The sequence below is a fragment of the Aeromonas sp. QDB39 genome (assembly GCF_027707585.1).
Taxonomy (GTDB): Bacteria; Pseudomonadota; Gammaproteobacteria; order Enterobacterales; family Aeromonadaceae; genus Aeromonas; species Aeromonas hydrophila.
On sequence record NZ_JAPCIV010000041.1, the window covers coordinates 1 to 21,434 of the forward strand.

22 protein-coding genes and 1 pseudogene are annotated in these 21,434 nt (G+C 64.3%); 18 read left to right on the top strand and 5 right to left on the bottom strand.

Features of this window, described 5'->3' with window-relative positions:
• Positions 1 to 171: 171 nt before the first annotated feature.
• A complete protein-coding gene (locus tag PG899_RS19890; RefSeq protein ID WP_077096215.1) occupies positions 172 to 933 on the bottom strand; it encodes a COG4705 family protein in 762 nt (253 codons plus the stop codon).
• 132 nt (positions 934 to 1,065) lie between these two features.
• Positions 1,066 to 1,965: a DMT family transporter gene (locus tag PG899_RS19895; protein ID WP_017408562.1), complete on the bottom strand. Its 900-nt coding sequence runs from the start codon at positions 1,963 to 1,965 to the stop codon at positions 1,066 to 1,068.
• Between the two features lie 103 nt (positions 1,966 to 2,068).
• On the opposite strand from PG899_RS19895, the gene PG899_RS19900 reads away from it, so the two are divergent.
• The gene (locus tag PG899_RS19900) at positions 2,069 to 2,890 is read left to right on the top strand and encodes an AraC family transcriptional regulator (protein WP_077096214.1); all 822 of its coding nucleotides are present in this window, start codon (positions 2,069 to 2,071) and stop codon (positions 2,888 to 2,890) included.
• 48 nt (positions 2,891 to 2,938) lie between these two features.
• Here PG899_RS19900 and exaC read toward each other — a convergent pair whose 3' ends face one another.
• Positions 2,939 to 4,456: an acetaldehyde dehydrogenase ExaC gene (exaC, locus tag PG899_RS19905; protein ID WP_077096213.1), complete on the bottom strand. Its 1,518-nt coding sequence runs from the start codon at positions 4,454 to 4,456 to the stop codon at positions 2,939 to 2,941.
• Between the two features lie 236 nt (positions 4,457 to 4,692).
• Between exaC and PG899_RS19910 the strand changes: the two genes are divergently transcribed.
• The 16 genes and pseudogenes from PG899_RS19910 to PG899_RS19985 all read left to right on the top strand — a co-directional run bounded on the left by PG899_RS19910 (position 4,693) and on the right by PG899_RS19985 (position 19,362).
• Positions 4,693 to 6,369: a sigma-54-dependent Fis family transcriptional regulator gene (locus PG899_RS19910; protein WP_077096212.1), complete on the top strand. Its 1,677-nt coding sequence runs from the start codon at positions 4,693 to 4,695 to the stop codon at positions 6,367 to 6,369.
• An 86-nt stretch (positions 6,370 to 6,455) separates the two neighbouring features.
• Positions 6,456 to 7,631: an acyl-CoA dehydrogenase gene (locus PG899_RS19915; RefSeq protein WP_077096211.1), complete on the top strand. Its 1,176-nt coding sequence runs from the start codon at positions 6,456 to 6,458 to the stop codon at positions 7,629 to 7,631.
• Positions 7,631 to 8,785, top strand: a complete 1,155-nt coding sequence (locus PG899_RS19920) for a CaiB/BaiF CoA transferase family protein (RefSeq protein WP_077096210.1) — start codon at positions 7,631 to 7,633, stop codon at positions 8,783 to 8,785. Before PG899_RS19915 ends, PG899_RS19920 begins: the two co-directional genes overlap by 1 nt.
• A 126-nt stretch (positions 8,786 to 8,911) precedes the next feature.
• On the top strand, positions 8,912 to 9,322 hold the full coding sequence (locus PG899_RS19925; RefSeq protein WP_179101406.1) for a VOC family protein: 411 nt from the start codon (positions 8,912 to 8,914) through the stop codon (positions 9,320 to 9,322).
• A gap of 102 nt (positions 9,323 to 9,424) precedes the next feature.
• Complete coding sequence (gene phoB, locus PG899_RS19930; protein ID WP_005298527.1) at positions 9,425 to 10,114, top strand: phosphate regulon transcriptional regulator PhoB; 690 nt, start codon at positions 9,425 to 9,427, stop codon at positions 10,112 to 10,114.
• A gap of 8 nt (positions 10,115 to 10,122) precedes the next feature.
• Positions 10,123 to 11,418, top strand: a complete 1,296-nt coding sequence (gene phoR, locus PG899_RS19935; RefSeq protein ID WP_077096208.1) for a phosphate regulon sensor histidine kinase PhoR — start codon at positions 10,123 to 10,125, stop codon at positions 11,416 to 11,418.
• Positions 11,419 to 11,794: 376 nt separating this feature from the next.
• Positions 11,795 to 12,769 carry a PstS family phosphate ABC transporter substrate-binding protein gene (locus PG899_RS19940; RefSeq protein ID WP_017408555.1) on the top strand — a complete coding sequence of 325 codons (975 nt, stop codon included), beginning with the start codon at positions 11,795 to 11,797 and terminating at the stop codon, positions 12,767 to 12,769.
• A gap of 163 nt (positions 12,770 to 12,932) precedes the next feature.
• Positions 12,933 to 13,739 carry a M48 family metallopeptidase gene (locus PG899_RS19945; RefSeq protein ID WP_077096207.1) on the top strand — a complete coding sequence of 269 codons (807 nt, stop codon included), beginning with the start codon at positions 12,933 to 12,935 and terminating at the stop codon, positions 13,737 to 13,739.
• On the top strand, positions 13,727 to 14,233 hold the full coding sequence (locus tag PG899_RS19950) for a GNAT family N-acetyltransferase (protein WP_011705172.1): 507 nt from the start codon (positions 13,727 to 13,729) through the stop codon (positions 14,231 to 14,233). The genes PG899_RS19945 and PG899_RS19950 overlap by 13 nt, the downstream gene beginning before the upstream one ends.
• Before the next feature lie 109 nt (positions 14,234 to 14,342).
• A complete protein-coding gene (locus PG899_RS19955; RefSeq protein ID WP_017408554.1) occupies positions 14,343 to 15,245 on the top strand; it encodes an ROK family protein in 903 nt (300 codons plus the stop codon).
• 42 nt (positions 15,246 to 15,287) lie between these two features.
• A complete protein-coding gene (locus tag PG899_RS19960; protein ID WP_016349927.1) occupies positions 15,288 to 16,013 on the top strand; it encodes a copper homeostasis protein CutC in 726 nt (241 codons plus the stop codon).
• Positions 16,014 to 16,042: 29 nt separating this feature from the next.
• Positions 16,043 to 16,141 (top strand): annotated as a pseudogene (locus PG899_RS19965) (copper homeostasis protein CutC); the annotation flags it as partial.
• A gap of 200 nt (positions 16,142 to 16,341) precedes the next feature.
• Positions 16,342 to 16,953 (top strand): FKBP-type peptidyl-prolyl cis-trans isomerase, encoded by a 612-nt coding sequence (locus PG899_RS19970; protein WP_005298548.1) that lies wholly within the window; start codon positions 16,342 to 16,344, stop codon positions 16,951 to 16,953.
• A gap of 129 nt (positions 16,954 to 17,082) precedes the next feature.
• On the top strand, positions 17,083 to 17,964 hold the full coding sequence (locus PG899_RS19975) for an ABC transporter ATP-binding protein (protein WP_077096205.1): 882 nt from the start codon (positions 17,083 to 17,085) through the stop codon (positions 17,962 to 17,964).
• A gap of 73 nt (positions 17,965 to 18,037) precedes the next feature.
• A complete protein-coding gene (locus PG899_RS19980) occupies positions 18,038 to 19,051 on the top strand; it encodes an ABC transporter permease (RefSeq protein ID WP_077096204.1) in 1,014 nt (337 codons plus the stop codon).
• On the top strand, positions 19,036 to 19,362 hold the full coding sequence (locus PG899_RS19985) for a DUF2845 domain-containing protein (RefSeq protein WP_029303666.1): 327 nt from the start codon (positions 19,036 to 19,038) through the stop codon (positions 19,360 to 19,362). Before PG899_RS19980 ends, PG899_RS19985 begins: the two co-directional genes overlap by 16 nt.
• A gap of 56 nt (positions 19,363 to 19,418) precedes the next feature.
• Here the strand turns inward: PG899_RS19985 and PG899_RS19990 are convergent, their stop codons facing one another.
• Positions 19,419 to 19,634 carry a DUF1107 domain-containing protein gene (locus PG899_RS19990; RefSeq protein WP_143238988.1) on the bottom strand — a complete coding sequence of 72 codons (216 nt, stop codon included), beginning with the start codon at positions 19,632 to 19,634 and terminating at the stop codon, positions 19,419 to 19,421.
• Between the two features lie 188 nt (positions 19,635 to 19,822).
• Here PG899_RS19990 and yfcD point away from each other — a divergent pair, with 188 nt between their 5' ends.
• Positions 19,823 to 20,326 carry an NUDIX hydrolase YfcD gene (gene yfcD, locus PG899_RS19995; protein ID WP_016349932.1) on the top strand — a complete coding sequence of 168 codons (504 nt, stop codon included), beginning with the start codon at positions 19,823 to 19,825 and terminating at the stop codon, positions 20,324 to 20,326.
• 62 nt (positions 20,327 to 20,388) lie between these two features.
• Here the strand turns inward: yfcD and PG899_RS20000 are convergent, their stop codons facing one another.
• Positions 20,389 to 21,315 carry a phenylacetate--CoA ligase family protein gene (locus PG899_RS20000; protein WP_029301530.1) on the bottom strand — a complete coding sequence of 309 codons (927 nt, stop codon included), beginning with the start codon at positions 21,313 to 21,315 and terminating at the stop codon, positions 20,389 to 20,391.
• Positions 21,316 to 21,434: the final 119 nt, after the last annotated feature.

The following is a 21,434-nucleotide window of genomic DNA, read 5'->3' on the forward strand; positions in this document are numbered from 1 at the left end:
TGGGAGTCACATGGAAGATCAGATCCTGGAAAACGGGAAAAGTTCCGTTCAGACCGCTATTTGTGTATAAGAGTCAGGGCCAAAGGCCCCTGGTAGTGATGTGCTGATGGCATCCTAAAATATATTATTGATGAACTGAGTTCTGGCATGAATTTATTCACATCGTATCTTTCAACCACCTTTAGGCATTCGCTGCGGCAGTGACTGATAAATGACCAGCATGATGATGCAGGCAAAAAAAACCAAACTGGTACTAGTGACACCAAATCCTAGGCCTCCATGCTTTTCAGATTGTGATAGCCAGTCACCTATTGAAGCACCAAGTGGACGAGTCAGTACATAAACGATCCAAAATGCTAACACGGTATTCATTCTGAACCAATAATGAGCGATTGCGATGACTGCGATCAGCGATCCGAAAAGCAATGTGGCATTCATATACCCCATGTTCAGTCCCTCTGATACCCAGTCGCCTGCAGCTGTACCCAATGCGAAGGTTACGAGAATGGCTGCCCAGTAAAATAGTTCGCGTTTGCGGGTATCGATAGAACGGATGGACAAGGTTTTTTCTTGTGCATACCAAACCCGGAAGGTGGCCAATAGCACAACCGTAAACACACTGGTAGATATTGCCAATGGTACTCCAACCTGGTCGGTCAGATTATCCGTCACCAAGGTGCCGAAAATACTCACGAGCACAACAGCTAGCCAATATTTCCAGGGGGCATAGCCGGTTGCTCGAACTTGTATCAAGAGTGTCACGATGAGGAGGACCCCCATCAGCAAGGAGGTAACCGTTAAACCCAGGTGCAGGTTAAAGATCAAGAAGTCTGCAGCAGTCTCCCCAACAGTCGTCGACATCATTTTGATCAACCAGAATGTCAAGGTGACCTCTGGCACTTTGTTGAGCAAGTTGACGGTGTTTGTACCCATAAAGCACCTGCTGATGGTTAAGTGTCCGTTTATTGTTCTTGAATCTACTTCGGTATCCTTAAGATACAGTTAAGGGAGCTTGCGCTCCCTTTTTGTTGCCATTTGAGTTCAAAATCCGGTGCTGCCGGCCGCTCAGGCCTCTTCCAGTAGGGCCGGGCGGGCCTTCGGTTTGAACTGGGAGAGCATGACCCCTGCCAGGATGAGACCACCCCCCAGCAGGTGATAGCCGTGAATGGGTTCCCCCAGGCTGATGACGGCGATCAGCGCCGTGCACAGCGGCATCAGGTTCATGAACACCGAGGTGCGCTCCGCCCCCATGCAGGCGAGACCGCGCATCCAGCAGTAGGCGGCGAAGAGGGAGGAGGCGATGCCGGCAAACAGCACCAGGCCCCAGCCTTCGGCCGGCACCGCCAGCGACTCGGCGCAGAGGGCCACCGGGACCAGCAGCAAGACCGCCAGCAGGATCTGCAGGTAGAGATTGAGCCAGGGGCCGAACGGCAGCTGCCAGCGGCGGATCAACAGGCCATAGAGGGCGTAGCTGGCGGAGCCGAGCAGCATCAGGCCGTCGCCCTGATTGATGCCGTCGTGCAGCAGCGCCAGCGGCTGACCCAGGCTCAGCAGCCAGAATACCCCGAACAGGGAGATACTCATGCCGAGCAGCGCCTGTTTGCCCGGCCGCTGACCGAAGAAGAGCGCGCTCTGCAGCAGGGTCAGCAGCGGGATGAGCGAGCCGATGACCCCCATGTTGGTGGCCGAGGTGGTGTGGGCGGCGTAGTAGGCGAGGCACTGGTAGAGCACCATGCCAAGGGCCGCCAGCACCAGCAGTTTGCCGAGCCAGGGGCGGATCTCGCCACGGCGGCGCCACAGCTGCGGCAGGCAGAAGGGGGTCAGTGCCAGTGCGGCGATCACCCAGCGGTAGAAGGAGATGGCCGCGGGATCCAGCACATCGGCGGCGGCCTTGGACACCACGGTATTGGTGGCCCAGATCAGCACGGCGAGCAGCGGAAACATCAGCGGGTAGAAGATACGCATCAAAGACTCCTTATTATCGAGGTGACCAGTCTACCCTTGTCTTTCTGATATCAAGTAACGTAAAACTGACAAATCATCCCGCGCAAAGGACAATCCGCTCGCCATGGCCATACGTCACTACCATCCGACGGACCTGCATCTGCCAGAGCCCAATCCGCTCTATCTGCGCTACCAGCAGATCCAGGCCGAGAGCGCATGTGCACCCCACAGCCATCCCTGGGGCCAGCTCAGCCTCATCAGTCTGGGGGTGATGGAGATAGTGCTGGACGATCACCGGCTGGTGGCGCCGGCCGATTACCTCATCTGGGTGCCGGCGGATCTGGAACACGCCTCCTACAACCAGCAGGCCCTCGACTACACCTCCATCTACGTCAATCACGCCCTGGCGGCGCGGCTGCCGGCCGAGCCCAGGCTGCTGCAGATGACCCCGTTGATCCGCGCCATCCTGGCCGATTTTTGCGATCGCAAGCTGGGCCACATGGCGGATGAGTGGGACGTGCGTCAGGCCGAGCTGCTGGTGGAGAAGCTGACCCGCACCCGCTGCCAGGACAGCTACCTGCCCATGAGCCAGGACAAGCTGCTGGCCCCCATGCTGGCGGCGCTCTACAGCGACCCTGCCGACCCGCGCACCCTGGCCCAGTGGGCCGAGCAGCTGCACACCACCGAGCGCACCCTGGCCAGGCGCTGTGTGCGGGAATTGGGGATGAACTTCGGCCAGTGGCGGGCCCGCCTCAAGCTGCTCAAGGCGCTGGCCTGGCTCAAGGGAGAGCTGCCAGTGCAGGAGATTGGCTGGCGGCTCGGTTACGGCTCCACCTCGGCCTTCATCGCCATGTTCAACCGGGAGCTGGGCTGCTCGCCCCAGCGCTATCGCCAGCAGCTGGGCATCGGCGCCGGGCAGGCGGCGCTCTTGCTGCGACCACTCTAAGCAATGAAAAGGGCGCCTGCAGGCGCCCTTGTTGATCATGGGAGGGGCTTAGAAGAAGCCGAGCGGGTTGATGTCGTGGCTCACCAGCAGGTTCTTGGTGTTCTGGTAGTGGTCCAGCATCATCTTGTGGGTCTCACGGCCGATCCCTGACTTCTTGTAGCCGCCAAAGGCCGCGTGCGCCGGGTAGGCGTGGTAGCAGTTGACCCAGACCCGGCCGGCCTGGATGCCGCGTCCCATGCGCCAGGCCAGGTTGCTGTCGCGGGTCCACAGGCCCGCCCCCAGCCCGTACTGGGTGTCGTTGGCAATCGCCAGCGCCTCCGCCTCGTCCTTGAAGGTGGTGACCCCGAGCGCCGGCCCGAAGATCTCCTCCTGGAACACCCGCATCTTGTTCTGACCCGAGAAGATGGTGGGCTGGATGTAGAAGCCCCCCTCCAGCCCGCTCACCCTGGCCGGGCCACCGCCGATCAGCATCTTGGCCCCTTCGCCGCGACCTATCTCCATGTAGCTCAAGATCTTGTCGAATTGCTCGCGCGACGCCTGGGCACCGACCTGGGTGGCGGTGTCGAGGGGGTTGCCCTGGACGATGGTGCGGGCGCGGGCCAGCACCTTGTCCATGAAGTCGTCATAGATGCTGGCCTGCACCAGGGCGCGGGAGGGGCAGGTGCACACCTCGCCCTGGTTGAAGAAGGTCATCAGCATCCCTTCCACCGCCTTGTCGATGTAGCTGCTCTCGTGCTGCATCACGTCGGCGAAGTAGATGTTGGGGGACTTGCCGCCCAGCTCCACGGTGGAGGGGATCAGCTTGTCGGCGGCGCAGCGCAGTATATGGGCGCCCACCTCGGTGGAGCCGGTGAAGGCGAGCTTCTGGATCCGGTCGCTGGTGGCGAGCGCCTGGCCCGCCTCGGCGCCGAAGCCGTTGACCACGTTGACCACCCCGGCAGGCAGGATGTCCTTGATGAGATCCATCATCAGCATGATGGTGACCGGGGTCTGCTCGGCGGGCTTGAGCACGCTGCAGCAGCCGGCCGCCAGCACCGGGGCCAGCTTCCAGGCCGCCATCAGCAGCGGGAAGTTCCACGGAATGATCTGGCCGACCACCCCGATGGGCTCCTTGAAGTGGTAGCTGACGGTGTTCTGGTCCAGCTCAGCGGCCGAGCCCTCCTGGGCGCGGATGCAGCCGGCGAAGTAGCGGAAGTGATCCACCACCAGCGGCAAGTCGGCGGCCAGGGTCTCGCGCACCGCCTTGCCGTTCTCCCAGGTCTCGGCGATGGCGAGCACCTCGATGTTCTGTTCGATGCGATCGGCGATGCGCAGCAGCAGGTTGCTGCGCTCGGTGACGCTGGTCTTGCTCCAGCTGGCGAACGCCTTGTGGGCGGCGTCCAGCGCCAGCTCGATGTCGGCGGCGTCGGAGCGGGCCACTTCGCAGAACACCTTGCCGTCCACCGGCGAGATGTTTTCAAAGTAGCGGCCGGCGCGCGGCGCCACCCACTCGCCACCGATGAAGTTGTCGTAACGGGACTTGAAGCTGACCAGGGCACCTGCCTGACCGGGAGCGGTATAAATCATCTCATCATCCTTTATGTGTGTGGTCCTGACCGGGCTGGCGGGCAACCCGGTTGCTGCTGTGTATCGCAAGGGACGTGCCAGAGGGTCTGACCAGCACAGGAAAAGTTACAAAAACGTTATCAAACGGGGTGCGGCAGCGTATCTTGGTTAACCAATGACCAGGGCGAAGGTGAGGAAACTGTGCCGATTCTGGACAGTGACCGTGACAGTCGTGCCGTTTGTGAACAGGAGGCGTGATGAGCGAATTATCTCAATCCAGTGCCAGCCCGATCGAGCGTTCCTGGCAGCGCTGCCTGCATCAGGGGTTGAGCCGCCGGCAGAGCGCCGAGCTGGACTTGCTGCCCCAGGGGGAGCTGTCGGCCCGCCAGGAGCAGCACAGGGTGCTGATCGCCAGCTTCCAGCGCTTTGTGTTGCCGCTGTTTGGCCAGTTGCTGGCAGGGCGCCCCTGTCGGTTGCTGCTGTGCGACGGCGAGGGCGCCATCCTGGCCGCCAGCGGTGACGACGGCTTCGCCCGCCACGCCGAGCGCATTTTTTTGCGCAGCGGTGCCCGCTGGGGGGAGGCGAGCAAGGGCACCAACGCCATCGGCACTGCGCTGGCCGAGCAGAGCGAGGTACAGGTGCTCGGCAATCAGCACTTCTTCGCCCAGCACAGCTTTCTCAGCTGCAGCGCCTGCCCGTTGCTCGGGCCAGACGGGCAACTGCTCGGGGTGCTCGACATCTCCACCGATGCGGCCCATCACGATGGCGACATGCTGGGCACGGTGCGGCTGTTGGCCATGACCCTGGAAAACGCGCTGCTGGCGCGCCAGCCGGGCTGGCTGGTGGATCTCGAGCCCCAGAGTCTCTGGTCCGCCCGCCTGCTGCTGGGGGAGGAGGGCGAGCTGCTCGGGGCCAACCGGGCCGGTCGGCTCTGGCTCGGCCAGCACCCCTTCGACGGCAAGCAACTGCTGCGGGATCGGCGCGGCTTGCGGCTGGTACCGGAAGCTCATCCCGTGGCGACCCAGCCCGGCTTGCCGGCCGATGCCGGCGGCTCGCACGGCCAGCAGGTGCCGCTCAAGATGCTGGAGCGCGGCATCTCGCTGCTCATCGAGGGGGAGACCGGCAGCGGCAAGGAACATCTGGTGCGCGAACTGCACGGGCAGTCGAGCCGGCGGGCGCAACCGCTGGTGTGCGTCAACTGCGGCGCCCTGCCGGCGGAGCTGGTAGAGGCCGAGCTGTTCGGTTACATCGGAGGGGCCTTCAGCGGTGCTCGCAGCCAGGGCAGCCAGGGGTATCTGCGCGCCGCCCACGGCGGCATCCTGATGCTGGACGAGATCGGCGAGCTGCCGCTGCAGGCCCAGACCCGGTTGCTCAGAGTGCTGCAGGAGCGCGCCGTCACCCCGGTCGGCAGCCACAGACCTGAGGCGGTGGATTTCTGGCTGGTCAGCGCCAGCCATCGGGATCTGGCGGCCATGGTGGCGTCCGGCACCTTTCGTGAGGATCTCTACTACCGCATCTGCGGCTGGCGCCAGCAGCTGGCGCCGCTGCGCGACTGGCCGACCCGCGAGCGGCAGGCGCTGGTTCGGCGGCTGCTGGCCGAGATGGATCCTGCCCTGCACCTGACCGATGAGGCCGAGCGCCAACTGCTGGCCCACCCGCTGCCCGGCAACGTGCGCCAGCTCAAGCAGGCACTGGAAGTGGCCTGCGTGTTGGCGGAAGGGCAGGGCTGGATTGAGCCTGCCCACCTGCATCTGCCGATCGTGGCCGTGGCGCCGGCCGCTACCACGGCGGTGGCGGGCAGCACATTGCGCCAGCAGAACCGGCAACGGGTGCAGCAGACCCTGACGGAGTGCGATGGCAACGTGAGCGAGGCGGCGCGCCGCCTCGGCATCAGCCGTACCACCCTCTATCGGGCGCTGCGGGAGGCAGGCTGAGGTGTTTGTTACCCGAGCTTTTTCGTGGTTAAGATGGGCCCACAAGAGACCCTTTGATGATTCTTTTGCATGGCATGGAGTGCTTTATGACGCGTACCCGATTTGATTGGCAAGACCCCTTCTTTCTCGACAGCCAGCTCGGCGAAGAGGAGCGGCTCATCCGCGACGCCACCCGCGATTACTGTCAGGCGCGGCTGATGCCCCGTGTGCTGGAGGCCAACCGCCGCGAGCAGTTTGACCGCATCATCATGAACGAGCTGGGGGAGCTGGGGCTGCTCGGCGCCACCCTGCCGGAGCAGTACGGCTGCGCCGGGGTCAATCACGTGGCCTACGGCCTCATCGCCCGGGAGGTGGAGCGGGTCGACAGTGGCTATCGCTCGGCCATGAGCGTGCAGTCGTCCCTGGTGATGCACCCGATCCACGCCTATGGCGACGAGGCGCAGCGCCAGCGCTGGCTGCCGGGGCTGGCCCGGGGCGAACTGGTGGGCTGCTTCGGCCTCACCGAGCCGGACGCGGGCTCGGACCCTGGCTCCATGAAGAGCCGCGCCGAGCGGGTCGACGGCGGCTATTTGCTGACCGGCAACAAGATGTGGATCACCAACTCCCCCATCGCCGATCTGTTCGTGGTATGGGCCAAGCTGGATGGCGAGATCACCGGCTTCGTGCTGGAGAAGGGGATGGCCGGGCTCTCCGCCCCCAAGATCGAGGGCAAGTTCTCCCTGCGCGCCTCCGTCACCGGCGAGATAGTGATGGAGCGGGTCTTCGTGCCGGAAGCGAACCGGCTGGCGGGGGTGAGCGGCCTCAAGGGGCCGTTCGGCTGCCTCAACAAGGCGCGCTACGGCATCGCCTGGGGGGCGCTCGGCGCCGCCGAGTTCTGCTGGCACGCCGCCCGCCAGTACGGCCTGGATCGCCAGCAGTTCGGCCGCCCGCTGGCGGCCACCCAGCTGTTTCAGCTCAAGCTGGCCAACATGCAGACCGAGATTGCCCTCGGCCTGCAGGGCTGCCTGCAGGCCGGGCGCCTGATGGACGAGGGGCGCTGCCCGGTGGAGCTGGTGTCGCTCATCAAGCGCAACAGCTGCGGCAAGGCGCTGGAGATAGCCCGGGTCGCCCGCGACATGCACGGCGGCAACGGCATCAGCGACGAGTTTCACGTCATTCGTCACGTGATGAACCTGGAGGCGGTCAACACCTACGAGGGGACCCACGACATCCACGCCCTGATCCTGGGGCGGGCTCAGACCGACCTGCAGGCGTTTGAGTGATGGGGCCCCTTGCCGGCGTGCGCGTGCTGGATCTCAGCCGCGTGCTGGCCGGCCCCTGGGCCAGCCAGCTGCTTGCCGATCTCGGCGCCGACGTGGTCAAGGTGGAGGCCCCCGGGCGCGGTGACGACACCCGCCACTGGGGCCCGCCCGAGCTGGTGGCGGGGGAGGCGGCCTACTTTCATGCCGCCAACCGGGGCAAGCGCTCCATCGCCCTCGATCTGGCCCGCGATCGCGAAACCCTGCTGGCCCTGGTGGATCGGGCCGACGTGGTGATCGAGAACTTCAAGGTGGGGGGGCTGGCGCGCTACGGCCTGGATTACCCGAGCCTCAAGGCCCGCCGCCCGGCGCTCATCTACTGCTCCATCACCGGTTTCGGCCAGGACGGTCCCTGGGCCCAGCGACCCGGTTACGATCTGCTGATCCAGGGGCTGGGCGGCTTGATGAGCATCACCGGCCAGCCGGACGAAGCCCCCGGTGGCGGGCCGGTCAAGGTGGGGGTGGCGCTTGTCGACATCCTCACCGGCCTCTACGCCACCATCGGCATCCAGGCGGCCCTGCGCCACCGGGAGCAGACCGGAGAGGGGCAGCAGATCGATCTGGCCCTGCTCGACGTGTCGGTGGCGGTGCTGGCCAACCAGGCGATGAACTATCTCGCCACCGGTCAGGCGCCCGGGCGCCTTGGCAACGGCCACCCCAATATCGTCCCCTACGACGTCTATCCCACCCGGGATGGTCATCTGATCCTCGCGGTGGGCAACGACGGCCAGTTTGCCGCGCTGGCGGCCCTGCTGGGGGAACCCGGCTGGGCGACGGACCCGGATTTTGCCAGCAACAGCGCCCGGGTGCGTCAGCGCCATCGGCTCAATGCCCTGATTGCCGAGCGGCTGCTGGTGCGCAGCAGCGCCGAGTGGAGTGCCATGCTGGAGGCGGCTGGGGTGCCGGGCGGCCCCATCCTCACCCTGGATGCCCTGTTCGCCCTCGAGCAGGGGGCGGTGCGTGGCTGGGTGCAGCAGGTGCAGCGCGGTGAGCAGCCCTTGCCCACCCTGGCCAATCCGCTGCATCTGTCGGCCACCCCGGTGCGCTACGGGCGCGCCTCGCCGGCGCTGGACGGGGACCGGGATAGCGTGCTGCGCGACTGGCTCGGGCAGGGCTGACCCGGTTGCTTTAGGCGGGATGCTCCCCCCTTCTACCCTTTGTCCTCTCATCTGCCCCGGTGCTGGAGCCCGGGGCCATCCCCCGTTATGATGCGCCCCGTCCATTCATCTGTTGAGGAACTTCCCATGGCACAACACATTGGCGCCCTGGCCCTGCTGGTGGCCGATTACGACCAGGCCATCGCCTTCTTTACCCAGGGACTGGGGTTCGAGCTGCTGGAAGACACGCCCCTCGACGAGCCGGGCAAACCGGGCAAGCGCTGGGTGCGGGTTGCCCCCAAGGGGGCCCCGGGTTCCGCCCTGTTGCTGGCGCGGGCCGCCACCCCGGAGCAGCGGGCCGCCATCGGCCAGCAGGGGGGCGGTCGGGTCTTCCTGTTCCTCGAAACCGACGACTTCTGGGGCGATTACCAGCGCATGCAGGCGTACGGTGTCCACTTTTGTGAACAGCCGCGTAGCGAGGCTTACGGCACCGTGGTGGTGTTCGAGGACATCAGTGGCAACCGCTGGGATCTGCTGCAACTCGCTGCTGCCAACTGAATCTGAAAACGTTTATCATCCCGCCTGTCATAAAGTCATAAAAGTGTCACAGAAAGTTCTAATAATTGGCGCACCCATCTTCACAGAGGAGAGAGAAGGGATATGGCTAAGCGAATTCTGGTGGTCGAGGACGAAGCACCGATCCGCGAAATGCTCTGCTTCGTGCTCGAGCAGAAGGGATATGAAACAGTAGAAGCTGAAGATTTTGCCGACGGATTGGCGAAGGTGCGCGAACCCTACCCCGAACTCATCGTGCTGGACTGGATGATGCCGGGCGGCAGCGGCATCCAGTTCATCAAGCAGCTCAAGCAGGATGAGGTGACCCGCCAGATCCCGGTGGTGATGCTGACTGCCCGCGGCGAGGAAGAGGACAAGGTGCGCGGGCTGGAGGCGGGGGCCGATGATTACATCACCAAGCCGTTCTCGCCCAAGGAGCTCACTGCCCGTCTGCATGCGGTGATGCGTCGCGTCTCCCCCACCTCGGTGGACGAGGTGATCGAGGTGCAGGGGCTCAAGCTGGACCCCGTCTCCCACCGGGTCAGCGCCGAGGAGAAGGCGCTCGACATGGGGCCGACCGAATTCAAGCTGCTGCACTTCTTCATGACCCACCCGGAGCGGGTCTACAGCCGCGAGCAGCTGCTCAACAATGTCTGGGGTACCAATGTGTACGTCGAGGACAGAACCGTGGATGTGCACATCCGTCGCCTGCGCAAGGCCATTGAAGAGACGGGGCACGATCGCTTGATCCAGACGGTGCGCGGCGCAGGCTATCGCTTCTCAACCCGTCTGTAGAGGAAGTTATGTTGCAACCTTATGCCTGGCGGCGCCAGTTGTGGCGAATGGCGTTCTTCTATGCGCCCTTCGCCTTGGTCGGCTGGTTGACGAATACCCTCGCCCTCTGCCTGCTGGCGGCCACCGTGCTGCACCTGGGCTGGCACTATCGCTTCCAGAAGCGGCTGTCAGACTGGCTGTGGCACGATCGCAGCCTGGTGCCCCCCAACGGCAGCGGCAGCTGGGAGTACATCTTCAACGGCATCTACAAGTTGCAGCAGCGCCATCGGGCCCGCCGCCGCGAGCTGGCGGGCCTCATCCGCCGCTTTCGGGAAGGGGCGGAAGCTCTGCCCGATGCGGCCGTGGTGTTTCGCACCGACGGCAGCATCCTCTGGTGCAACCGGCTGGCCGAGCAGCTGCTTGGTTTTCGCTGGCCGGAAGATGCCGGTCAGCATATCGGCAACCTCATTCGCAATCCCGCCTTCAGCGCCTACCTCGGCAAGGGGCAGTATGACGAACCGTTCGAGATGACCTCGCCCATCAACGAGGAGAAGTTTCTCGAGTTTCGCATCATGCCCTACGCCGAGGATCAGGCCATGCTGGTGGTGCGGGACGTGACCCGGCTGCGCAGCCTGGAGAAGACCCGCAAGCACTTCGTCTCCAACGTCTCCCATGAGCTGCGCACGCCGCTGACTGTGCTCAAGGGCTATCTGGAGATGACCGAGGAGCCGCCGCCGCCCGCCATGTGGGCCAAGGCGCACAAGGTGATGATGGAGCAGACTATCCGTATGGACAACCTGGTCAATCAGCTGCTCACCCTGTCGCGCATCGAGGCGGCGCCGACCGTGGATCTCTCCCACCTGGTGGACATGCCCGCCATGCTGGGACTGCTGGAGCAGGAGGCGCGGGCGCTCTCCGGCGAGCGGGCCCACCAGATCGAGTTCATGGTGCAGCCCAATCTGTTGGTGCGTGGCGATCAGGATCAGCTGCGCAGCGCCGTCTCCAACCTGGTCTACAACGCCATCCACTACACCCCGGCGGGGCGCAAGATCACGGTGGAGTGGCGCAAGCAGGGGGCGATGGCACTGTTTGCGGTGCAGGACGAGGGGGAGGGGATCCCGCCCGAGCACCTGGCGCGGCTCACCGAGCGCTTCTATCGGGTCGACAAGGCCCGCTCCCGCCATACCGGCGGCTCGGGGCTCGGGCTTGCCATCGTCAAGCATGCCCTGAGTCACCACGACTGCCAGCTCGACATCGAGAGCCGGGTTGGCCTCGGCAGCCGCTTCAGCTTTCTCATCCCCGGCCGTATGGTGGTGGTGAAATAGTCTTTTCCGGCAAGGGGTTGGCATCAAAAGAGGGCGGTGATGGCGGCCCTTTTTTCATTTGTTAAACAAGCCCGCCATGTCATTAAAGTGTCACATTAAATCCATAAATTTGTCACTGCCAGGTCAGATACTGGCGCCGTCTTGAGAACGGACCTGTCGCCGGTTTGGCGCAGGGAGAGTACGAAACGCGACCGGCCGATCGCAGTGCTCGGGATGTGACCACTTTCGGCCTCAGATTGACGCTTGCCTTCTGCCACCACAGGACTGGGGGAAGAGGGCAGGAAATGACACTCAGCGCATCGTCCGGCGTGGCCGACGGTGAGCCAAGTTAACCCGTGTTTTGATGGACTGCGTTCTGCAACCTTGGAGAGATTGGATGAAACTCAACAAACTGGCTGGTGTAATCGGATTCACCGCAGCTACCCTGTTTTCCGTCAGCACCCTGGCTGCCGGTGTGGATAAAAACCTGCCGGATTACACTCCGACCAGCGGCATCTCGGGCAACCTGTCCTCTGTCGGCTCGGATACCCTGGCCAACATGATGACCCTGTGGGCCGAAGAATTTAAGCGCATGTACCCCAACGTCAACGTGCAGATCCAGGCCGCCGGTTCCTCCACCGCGCCGACCGCACTGACCGAAGGCGTTGCCCAGTTCGGCCCCATGAGCCGCGCCATGAAATCCGGCGAGGAAGAGGCATTCGAGAAGCGCTACGGTTACAAGCCGACCGCCATCCGCGTCGCGGTCGATGCCCTGGCGGTGTTCGTCAACAAGGACAACCCCATCAAGGGGCTGACCATGCCGCAACTGGATGCCATCTTCTCCAGCACCCTCAAGTGCGGCGAAGCCAAGGCGGCCACCAAGTGGGCTGATCTGGGTCTGGACGGCAACTGGTCCTCCAAGGATCTGCAACTGTTCGGTCGCAACTCGGTGTCCGGTACCTACGGTTACTTCAAGGAACACGCCCTGTGCAACGGTGACTTCAAGAGCGGCGTGAACGAGCAGCCGGGTTCTGCTTCCGTGGTGCAGTCCGTCTCCTCCTCCCTGAACGGTATCGGCTACTCCGGCATCGGTTACGTCACCTCTGGTGTGCGCGCCGTACCGCTCTCCAAGGATGGCAAGACCTTCATCGAGGCCAGCGCCGACAACGCCATCACCGGCAAGTACCCGCTGTCGCGCTTCCTGTACGTTTACGTGAACAAGCACCCGAACAAGCCGCTCTCTCCGATGGAGCAAGAGTTCCTGAAGATGGTGCTCTCCAAGGCGGGCCAGAACATCGTTGCCAAAGATGGCTACGTACCGGTACCGGCCAAGGTGGTCGAAGCCGACCTGAAGAAACTGGGCATCATGTAAGCCGGTTTCCTTTGCCAGACGGGCCCTGCGGGGCCCGTTTTGTTTTTTGGTCGTAGTCCGATTGCGGTATGTGACCGCTTTCGCCAGACCGGGTGATTTGTCGACTTGCACCGGACGCCCGCATTTCCGAAAATAGGGCATCTTTATGGTGAAGGACACCTCCATGACATCTCCCCTGTTCAAGCTTGGCCTGGCGGCACTCTGTTCCACCCTGCTCGCCAGCTGTGCCCAGTCTCCCACCGGCCGCAGCCAGATGCTGCTGTTCTCGCCCCAGCAGATGAGCAAGCTGGGGGCCGACTCCTTCGAAGAGATGAAGCAGCAGGAGAAGGTGAGCACGGATGCGAAGATGAACGCCTATGTCTCCTGCGTCGCCAAGGCGGTGACCGCCCAGGTGCCGAGCCAGTACGGCATCACCAGCTGGGAGGTGGTGGTGTTTGACTCCAAGCAGGTCAACGCCTTCGCCCTGCCCGGCGGCAAGATCGGGGTCTACAGCGGCCTGCTCAAGGTGGCCAAGAACCAGGATCAGCTCGCCACCGTCATCGGCCACGAGCTGACCCACGTGCTGGCCCAACACTCCAACGAACGGCTCTCCCGCAGCCAGCTGACCGGCCTTGGGCTGGCGGCGGCCGATATCGCCATGGGCAGCAGCGAATATCGCGGTGCCACCATGGCGGCGCTGGGACTCGGGGTGGAGGTCGGCGTCATGCTGCCCTATGGCCGCGAGCAGGAGAGCGAGGCGGACCGGCTGGGTCTGGATCTGATGGCCCGCGCCGGTTTCAATCCGGCCGAAGCGATTCCGCTGTGGCAGAACATGAGTGCGGCCGCGGGTGGCAATGCGCCGCCCCAGCTGCTCTCCACCCACCCCAGCAACGAGAACCGGATCGCCGAGCTGCAGGCCCAGCAGGCTGAAGCCGTGCCGCTCTACGAGCAGGCCCGCGCCTCCGGGCTGGTACCCCAATGCAAGGCATAAGCCTGCGCATGGCGCGGCCCGATGACGCCGCCGCCATGACGGTGATGCAGCGGGCCAGCTGGCTCGCCGCATACGGCGGCGTGCTCGGTGCCGACATGCTGGCCCAGCTGGCGGTGACCGAGCATCTGCAGATCTGGCAGCGCCGGCTGGCGGAGACAGGCCCCAGGCCCATGCTGCTGTGTCAGGACGAAGTGGTCATCGGCCTGCTCTACTGGCAGCCGGAGACGACGGGGGAGTACCCCACCGCCTGGATCCGCGCCTTCTACCTGCATCCCGACCACTGGCGCCAGGGCCACGGCAAGCGGCTGTGGCAGGCGGTGGCGATGCAGATGCGGCGCGCCGGCTGTGAAGGCGTCAGATTGTGGCTGCTCGATGGCAACCACATCGGCGAGGGGTTCTACCTGCGCCGCGGCTTCATGTTTGATGGTCAGGAGCGCACCCTGATGAGCCTCGGCCAGCCCTGCCTGCAGCGACAAATGTTTCGTTTGCTTTGATCTCTCTCCCGTTTTTCGCCTCCGGTCACTTTATTTTTTTTGCGAATTAATACAATGTCCCCCTCTGGACAGGCTGAGGTGAGGCGACTCATCGACAAGGGAGTGTGGCATGTATTACGGCTTTGATATTGGTGGCACCAAGATAGCGTTCGCTGTGTATGACGGCGCCTTGAATCTCTGTCACGAGGAGCGCATGAGCACTCCCGGCAATGATTACGAAGGGTTGCAGCAGCTGATCCGCGCGCGGGTCGAACAGGCTGATGCCCGTTTCGGCGCCCGTGGTGCGGTGGGCATCGGCTTTCCCGGCATTCTCAACCGGCACGACCACAGCATAGTGGCGGCCAATCTGCCCTCCATCAATGGTCGCCATCTGGGCGCCGATCTGGCCGAATTGCTGGAGCGCCCGGTCAAGGTGGACAACGATGCCAACTGCTTCCTCTGGTCCGAGGTACATCAGGGAGCGGCGGCGGGGGCCGACAGTGCCCTCGGCGTCACCATCGGCACCGGCATCGGTGGCGCCGTCTATCTGGCGGGCAAGCTGATCCAGGGCCGCAACTGGCTGGCGGGGGAGATAGGCCACTACCCGCTGCCGGCCACCATGCTGATGAAGTACCCCGACCTGCCTCGCCCCCGTTGCGGCTGCGGTCGTCTGGTCTGTTTTGAAACCTATGCCTCCGGCACCGGGCTGGAGCGGCTCTACCATCACTTCCACGGTCAGCGTGCCAGCGGCCATCAGATAGTGGGGCGCTTCGAGGCGCACGAACCCCATGCGGTGGCCACGGTCGACTGCTGGCTCGAAATCATGGCCGCCGGGCTGGCCACCGCCATCTCGGTGGTCGACCCCGACGTGGTGGTACTGGGGGGCGGCCTGAGCGGTCTGCCCGCGCTCTACGAACAGCTGCCGCTGCGCCTGCCTGGCCATCTGCTACCCGGGGTCGCCCTGCCCGAGATCCGCGAGGCCCGCTTCGGTGGCGCCGGCGGGGTGCGCGGGGCCGCCTTGCTCAATTTATGAGATCAGATCCGGGGTCTGATCTCCCCAATAAAGGAGTCCATCATGACCTCTCTTGAAATCTGTATCGACAATCTGGAATCCCTGTTTACCGCCCAGGAGGCTGGCGCGAATCGCATCGAGCTCTGCTCTGCGCTGGGGCTGGGCGGCCTGACTCCCTCCTATGGCTTCATGCAGCTGGCGGCGCGCCATGCCACCGTTCCCGTCTACGCCATGATCCGGCCCCGGGCCGGTGACTTCTGCTTTGGCGACGGGGAGTTCGAGATGATGCTGCAGGATATCGCGGCGGCCCGCGCCGCCGGTCTGCAGGGGGTAGTGGTCGGTCTGCTGGACGAGCAGGGACGGGTGCCTGCCGCCAAGCTCACCCAGCTGGTGGAGGCGGCAGGGCCTCTTGGCGTTACCTTCCACCGCGCCATCGACCTCTCCTCCGACTGGCGCCTCGACTTGGAGACCATAGTCGCCGCCGGCTGCGAGCGCATTCTGAGCTCTGGCCACGCGCCGACCGCGCTGGCGGGGCTGGAGACCCTGCAGGCGATGCAGCAGGCGCTGGCGGGGCGGGCCAGCCTGATGCCGGGCGCCGGGGTCAATGCCGACAACGTGCGCACCATAGTGGAGTTCACCGGGGTGAACGAGGTGCACATGTCCGGCATGGGCTGGCGCGGCGGCATGGTGCCCCATGGCGTCAACATGGGCACCTCGGACGATGGCCGGGTCAATATCACCGACGGCGCCAAAGTTGCAGCGGTACGGGCTCTGCTGGACAGGGCCTGATACGGGCCGCGCGGCGACATGGTGTCTCGTCATGGGGCGTCAACATGGGCACCTCGGACGACGGCCGGGTCAATATTACCGACGGCGCCAAAGTTGCAGCGATGCGGGCTCTGCTGGACAGGGCCTGATACGGCTTGAATGTGAGCTGGGGTGATGGTGCTCTGTTTTCCCTCCCTTCTCCCCTTGTGGGAGAAGGGGTGGGGATGAGGGGGCTGATGTGAGACACCTCCCACCTAGTGGCAAAACCGGGGACGGGCCGGCAGCACCTGGCGCAAAAGTCTGATATTATCCCGTCTCTTTTACCCTCAGGACCCGGAGCAACTTCTCAATGTCCCAATACGACTCTATCGAACAGAAGGCCAGCTATGGCATCGGCCGCAACATGGGTGATCAACTGGCGCAGCAAGCCTTCGCCGGTCTGGATATCCCGGCCCTGCAGCAAGGTCTGGCAGATGCCCTGAATGGTCTGGAGTTCGCGGTCAGCCGTGACGATATCAACGATGCCTTCCAGGTCATCACCGCCCGCATGCAGGAAGAGCAGGAAGCCGTCGCCAAGGCTGCCGCCGCCGAAGGCGAAGCCTTCCTGGCCGACAACGCCAAGCGCGCCGAAGTGAAGACCACCGAGTCAGGTCTGCAGTACGAAGTGCTGGTGGAAGGCAACGGTGCCGTACCGGTAGCCGGTCAGTCCGTCCGCGTGCACTACCACGGTACTTTCACCCACGGTGGCGTGTTCGACAGCTCCGTCGCCCGCGGCCAGCCGGCTGAATTCCCGGTCACTGGCGTGATCGCCGGCTGGGTAGAAGCGCTGCAACTGATGCCGGTTGGCTCCAAGTGGAAGCTCTACATTCCGCAGGATCTGGCCTACGGCGCACGCGGTGCAGGTTCCATCCCGCCGTACTCCGCCCTGGTATTCGAAGTGGAGCTGCTGGACATCCTGTGATCCGGCTGGCTTGATTGATACAGACGGCGACCCTCGGGTCGCCGTCTGTTTTTTTGCGCCGCGCGCGGCGGGGCATGGGCAGCGCCTGCGCTTTTGGATATAGTCATGGCTCCTGCTGGGAGAGCGCCCATGGCTGCCATCATTGAAGTCGTCGATCTCGTGAAGCACTTCCCCGGCGTCAAGGCGGTGGACGGGCTCAGCTTTGCCATTCCCGCTGGCAGCTGTTTCGGCCTGCTCGGCCCGAACGGGGCGGGCAAGACCACCACCATCGAACTGCTGGAGGGGATCCTCACCCCGGACAGCGGCCAGATCCTGTTCCACGGTGCCCCGCGCGGCCCCGATTACCGCTCTCGCATCGGCATCCAGTTTCAGCACACGGCGCTGCAGGATTTCCTGACGGTGCGCGATACCCTGAGGCTGTTCGCCAGCCTCTACCCGGCCCCCTTGCCCCAGGCCCAGCTCATCGAGCTGTGTGCGCTGGGAGAATTTATCGATCGGGACAGCCGCAAGCTCTCCGGCGGTCAGCGGCAACGGCTGCTGCTGGCGCTGGCGCTGCTTGGCGACCCCGAGCTGCTGTTTCTGGACGAGCCCACCACGGGTCTCGATCCCCAGGCCCGTCACCACTTCTGGCAGCGCATCGAGGCGATCAAGGCGCAGGGCAAGACGGTGGTGCTTACGACCCATTACATGGACGAGGCCCAGCAGCTGTGCGATCAGATTGCCATCGTCGATCACGGCCATCTGCTCAGCCTGGATACCCCGGTCGCCCTGCTGGCCCAGCATTTTGACGGTGTGCTGGTGCGCCTTGCGGCTCACCCGGCCCTCGCCAGTCTCGGCTATTCCCTGCGCCCGCTGGGCGAGCAGGTGGAGCTGAGCTGTCCTGACGTGGCGGACTTGCTGCCACGGCTGCTGAGCCTGGGCGTGCCGCTGACCGGCATGCAGGTGCGATCCCCCAATCTGGAGGATCTCTTCCTCCACCTGACCGGCCATAGCCTGCGGAGCGGCGCATGAAGGCGGCCCCGTGGTACCCCGCAGCGGTATCTGCCTGCATGTCGCCCCAGCCTGCCAGCCCAAGGAGCACCAGATGACCGGATCCCTCAAGCGCATCGGGGCACTCTTCTATGCCCGCAACCTAGAGTTTGTGCGGGATCGGGCGGCGCTTGTCTGGAACCTGGCCTTTCCGCTGCTGCTGGTGCTGGGGTTCACCCTCATCTTCTCCGGCCCACCCAAGCCGCTGGTGCAGATGGGCGTGGTGGGGGAGCTGCCCGCAGCCTATGCCCCGCTGCGCGCCGTGCCGCTGCTCAAGCTCATCCCCTATGACGAGGAGGAGAAGGGCCGGCTCAAGGTGCGCCACCATCAGCTGGATCTGCTGCTCTCGCCCGGCACGGGCCGTTACTGGATCAACCCGGACGCCCCCCAGGGAGCCATGGCCGAGTACCTGCTGCGCCAGGCCGTGCCGGCGCAGCTCACGCGAGAGACCCTGAGCGGGCGCGCCATTCGCTACGGTGACTGGCTGCTGCCCGGGGTGATCGGCATGAACCTGATGTTCTCCGGCCTGTTCGGGGTGGGCTTCGTCATCGTCCGCTACCGCAAGAACGGGGTGCTCAAGCGGCTGCGGGCCACCCCACTCTCGGCCGCCGAGTTTCTCTGCGCCCAGCTGCTGTCGCGCATCCTGATCACCCTGGTGGTGAGCCTGCTGGTATTTCTGGTGGCTTACTTCTTGCTCGGGGTACCGCTGCTGGGCTCGGGCTGGCTGCTGCTGTTGATCGCCCTGCTGGGCGGGGCGTCCATGGCGTCCCTCGGTCTGCTGGTGGCGGCCCGCATCCAGAACGAGGAGCTGGCGAGCGGGCTGCTCAACGTCATCAGCATGCCGATGATGTTTCTCTCCGGCGTCTGGTTCTCGCTGGAAGGGGCCCCCGCCTGGCTGCAGCAGTTGGCGGCCTGGCTGCCGCTCAGCCAGATCATCGCGGCGGCCCGCGCCGTCATGCTGGAAGGGGCAGGCTGGGCCGAGGTGGCGGCGCCACTGGGCTGGGTCCTGCTGTTTACGCTCTGCTGCATTACCCTGGGCAGCGCCCTGTTCAAATGGAGTCACCGATGAAGTCACTACCGCTGGTTGGCGGGGCCCTGCTGGCCCTGCTGTTGAGTCTGCCGGCCAGTGCCGGCGCCATGCGCTGCAAGAATGCGCTGATCACCGAAGGAGACAGTACCGCCGAGATGCTGCTCAAGTGCGGCGAACCCATGCTGCGCGAGGAGCTGACCCGCAACGAGGAGAATCAGTTCGGCAACCTGATGCAGGTGAAGTATGGGGAGCGCTGGACCTACAACTTCGGCAAGAACGAGTTCATGCGCTTCGTCACCGTGCGCAACGGGGTGATCACCGACATCGAAAACGGCCCGCGCGGCGAGTAGCCGGCGGGCAAAGACGTGCATGGACGCAGACTACAAAACAGAAAGGACTATGGAAGTTACCCCAACAGCAGGGTGGTGTGACGCAGGCCGCGAACCTCCAGATTGATCTGCCGGGCCAGACTCAGGGTCTGACGGCAGGTCAGGCTCTCCAGATTGATCTCGCCGCCGCTGAACTCGAACCGCCCGTGGGCCTCCACCATGAAGCTACCGTGATGGAAGCTCTTGATGTAGTGGGCAATCTGGCGGGGAGACAAGTTCTTGAACACCTTCATCACAAAACACCTGTTGCGTGGACAGGGCACACTATGGCGTTGCCAGGTGACACGGATGTGACAGTTTGTGGAGGTTTGTATGAATCCGGTTTTTCTTCTGCCCGCATTGGTCATCCATCTGGGGCGGGAGTGAAAAAAGGCTGCCATGACAAGCCGTTGCCCCGATATACTGCGGGCAGTTTAACGCCATGAACAAGAAGGGTCTGCGTGTGGAATGGGTGGATGTGGTGGATGGAAACAATCAGGTGGTCGGGGTTGCCGAGCGTGCCAAGGTACGGCGGGAGAACCTCTGCCACCGCGCCAGCTATATCCTGGTGCTCGACGAGGCTGACCGCATCCTGGTGCAGCGCCGCACCCTCAGCAAGGACTTCTGCCCCGGCATGCTGGATGCCTGCGCCGGTGGCGTGGTCACCACGGGCGAGCTGATGGAGCCCTCCGCCCGCCGCGAGCTGGCCGAGGAGCTGGGGATCCGCGATGTGCCGCTGCAGGCATTCGGTGACTTCTATGCCGAAGGGGAGGGGTATCGGGTGTGGGGCGGTCTCTTCAGTTGCCGCTATCAGGGGCCGTTGCAACTGCAGGCCGAAGAGGTGAGCGAGGTGTGCTGGATGAGCCAGGCGGAGATCGCCGCGCGGGCCGCCGAATTTACCCCCGACTCCCTGCTCGCCATCGCCACCTGGCAGGCGCGGCGCTGACGCGTACCCTGCATGCAAAACGGGCAGCCACTGGCTGCCCGTTTTGTTTCGTGGCGGGGGGGTTAGATCAGCCTGAGTCGGCGGTTGGTGCGCCCGCACGGACTGGCACCGGCGAGCCAATGGCCCTGCCACTCGGTGACCAGACGCAGCAGCGGGTATTCCAGATCGAGCCGGGTCACCACCAGCTGGCCGACGCCATCGCCGATGACCGGCTCGCCGCTGGCCAGATCGATGATCTCGATGAGGCAGCTTTCGTTGACGATGAAGCCTTGGCCAGGCTGGCTCTCATAGGCGATTACCCCCGCATCCTGCAGCAGCAGGCAGTTGAGCGCCCGGATACCGTGCACCGCCTGCAACGGCCGGGTATCGGGGTGGGAGGATTCGCACAGCAGGGCGCAGCGCAGGCTGTCGCTCGGTACGTCGGCTCGCTCTGCCGCCTCCAGCAGATCCAGCAGCACCGCCAGCGGCCCGACGAACCCGGTCGGCTCATAGCGCTGCAGCGCCTCCAGCTGGCGCCCGGTATCGTGGGGGCCACAGGGCACCACGGGTGCACCCAGCTGGCGGGCGCCGTTGTCGAAGATGAAGGCGGTGGGGCTGATGTGGTAGTCGTGGCCGTTGAGCAATACCTCCCCGGCCTTGAAACCGGCAGCGAACAGGGCGCGTGCCGCCCCCCACCAGTCGGCGCCGGCGTACTCGGGAATGGCCAGCTGGCCCGGACAGGCGAAGACCCGCAGCGCCTGGCTGGCGGGGCGGCCGGTGAGGCCGGCAAAGGGCGGGTGAGCCTGCTGGGCGGCGAACAGTTCGCTGGCGTTGAGCAGGGGCAGGCTGGTCAGCTCGCCCAGATCCTGCAGGCGACGCTGGCGGTAGGCACTGGAATAACCGGCGCAATACTGGCCGACATGGGTAAGCAGGTGATTGAGTTGATCCAGTTGTTGCTGCTCTCGCAAGGCGGAGGGGCGAATTTCCAGTCCATCGTAATAGTGCTGCATGAGGCCTCCTTGGTCGGCTGATCCTGCTCAAGGTTAGTCCAAAAGGCGGACGGGATCGGGGTCTGTGTCACATGACGGGAGTGGGGTAGACTGGAGCCCCTGCCATCCAGTTGAGGACG

What these genes read in the sequence shown, in the direction of transcription:
- PG899_RS19890 (WP_077096215.1), bottom strand. Translation starts at nt 933, where the DNA reads ATGGGTACAAACACCGTCAACTTGCTCAACAAAGTGCCAGAGGTCACC.
- PG899_RS19895 (WP_017408562.1), bottom strand. Translation starts at nt 1,965, where the DNA reads ATGCGTATCTTCTACCCGCTGATGTTTCCGCTGCTCGCCGTGCTGATC.
- PG899_RS19900 (WP_077096214.1), top strand. Translation starts at nt 2,069, where the DNA reads ATGGCCATACGTCACTACCATCCGACGGACCTGCATCTGCCAGAGCCC.
- exaC (WP_077096213.1), bottom strand. Translation starts at nt 4,456, where the DNA reads ATGATTTATACCGCTCCCGGTCAGGCAGGTGCCCTGGTCAGCTTCAAG.
- PG899_RS19910 (WP_077096212.1), top strand. Translation starts at nt 4,693, where the DNA reads ATGAGCGAATTATCTCAATCCAGTGCCAGCCCGATCGAGCGTTCCTGG.
- PG899_RS19915 (WP_077096211.1), top strand. Translation starts at nt 6,456, where the DNA reads ATGACGCGTACCCGATTTGATTGGCAAGACCCCTTCTTTCTCGACAGC.
- PG899_RS19920 (WP_077096210.1), top strand. Translation starts at nt 7,631, where the DNA reads ATGGGGCCCCTTGCCGGCGTGCGCGTGCTGGATCTCAGCCGCGTGCTG.
- PG899_RS19925 (WP_179101406.1), top strand. Translation starts at nt 8,912, where the DNA reads ATGGCACAACACATTGGCGCCCTGGCCCTGCTGGTGGCCGATTACGAC.
- phoB (WP_005298527.1), top strand. Translation starts at nt 9,425, where the DNA reads ATGGCTAAGCGAATTCTGGTGGTCGAGGACGAAGCACCGATCCGCGAA.
- phoR (WP_077096208.1), top strand. Translation starts at nt 10,123, where the DNA reads ATGTTGCAACCTTATGCCTGGCGGCGCCAGTTGTGGCGAATGGCGTTC.
- PG899_RS19940 (WP_017408555.1), top strand. Translation starts at nt 11,795, where the DNA reads ATGAAACTCAACAAACTGGCTGGTGTAATCGGATTCACCGCAGCTACC.
- PG899_RS19945 (WP_077096207.1), top strand. Translation starts at nt 12,933, where the DNA reads ATGACATCTCCCCTGTTCAAGCTTGGCCTGGCGGCACTCTGTTCCACC.
- PG899_RS19950 (WP_011705172.1), top strand. Translation starts at nt 13,727, where the DNA reads ATGCAAGGCATAAGCCTGCGCATGGCGCGGCCCGATGACGCCGCCGCC.
- PG899_RS19955 (WP_017408554.1), top strand. Translation starts at nt 14,343, where the DNA reads ATGTATTACGGCTTTGATATTGGTGGCACCAAGATAGCGTTCGCTGTG.
- PG899_RS19960 (WP_016349927.1), top strand. Translation starts at nt 15,288, where the DNA reads ATGACCTCTCTTGAAATCTGTATCGACAATCTGGAATCCCTGTTTACC.
- PG899_RS19970 (WP_005298548.1), top strand. Translation starts at nt 16,342, where the DNA reads ATGTCCCAATACGACTCTATCGAACAGAAGGCCAGCTATGGCATCGGC.
- PG899_RS19975 (WP_077096205.1), top strand. Translation starts at nt 17,083, where the DNA reads ATGGCTGCCATCATTGAAGTCGTCGATCTCGTGAAGCACTTCCCCGGC.
- PG899_RS19980 (WP_077096204.1), top strand. Translation starts at nt 18,038, where the DNA reads ATGACCGGATCCCTCAAGCGCATCGGGGCACTCTTCTATGCCCGCAAC.
- PG899_RS19985 (WP_029303666.1), top strand. Translation starts at nt 19,036, where the DNA reads ATGGAGTCACCGATGAAGTCACTACCGCTGGTTGGCGGGGCCCTGCTG.
- PG899_RS19990 (WP_143238988.1), bottom strand. Translation starts at nt 19,634, where the DNA reads ATGAAGGTGTTCAAGAACTTGTCTCCCCGCCAGATTGCCCACTACATC.
- yfcD (WP_016349932.1), top strand. Translation starts at nt 19,823, where the DNA reads ATGAACAAGAAGGGTCTGCGTGTGGAATGGGTGGATGTGGTGGATGGA.
- PG899_RS20000 (WP_029301530.1), bottom strand. Translation starts at nt 21,315, where the DNA reads ATGCAGCACTATTACGATGGACTGGAAATTCGCCCCTCCGCCTTGCGA.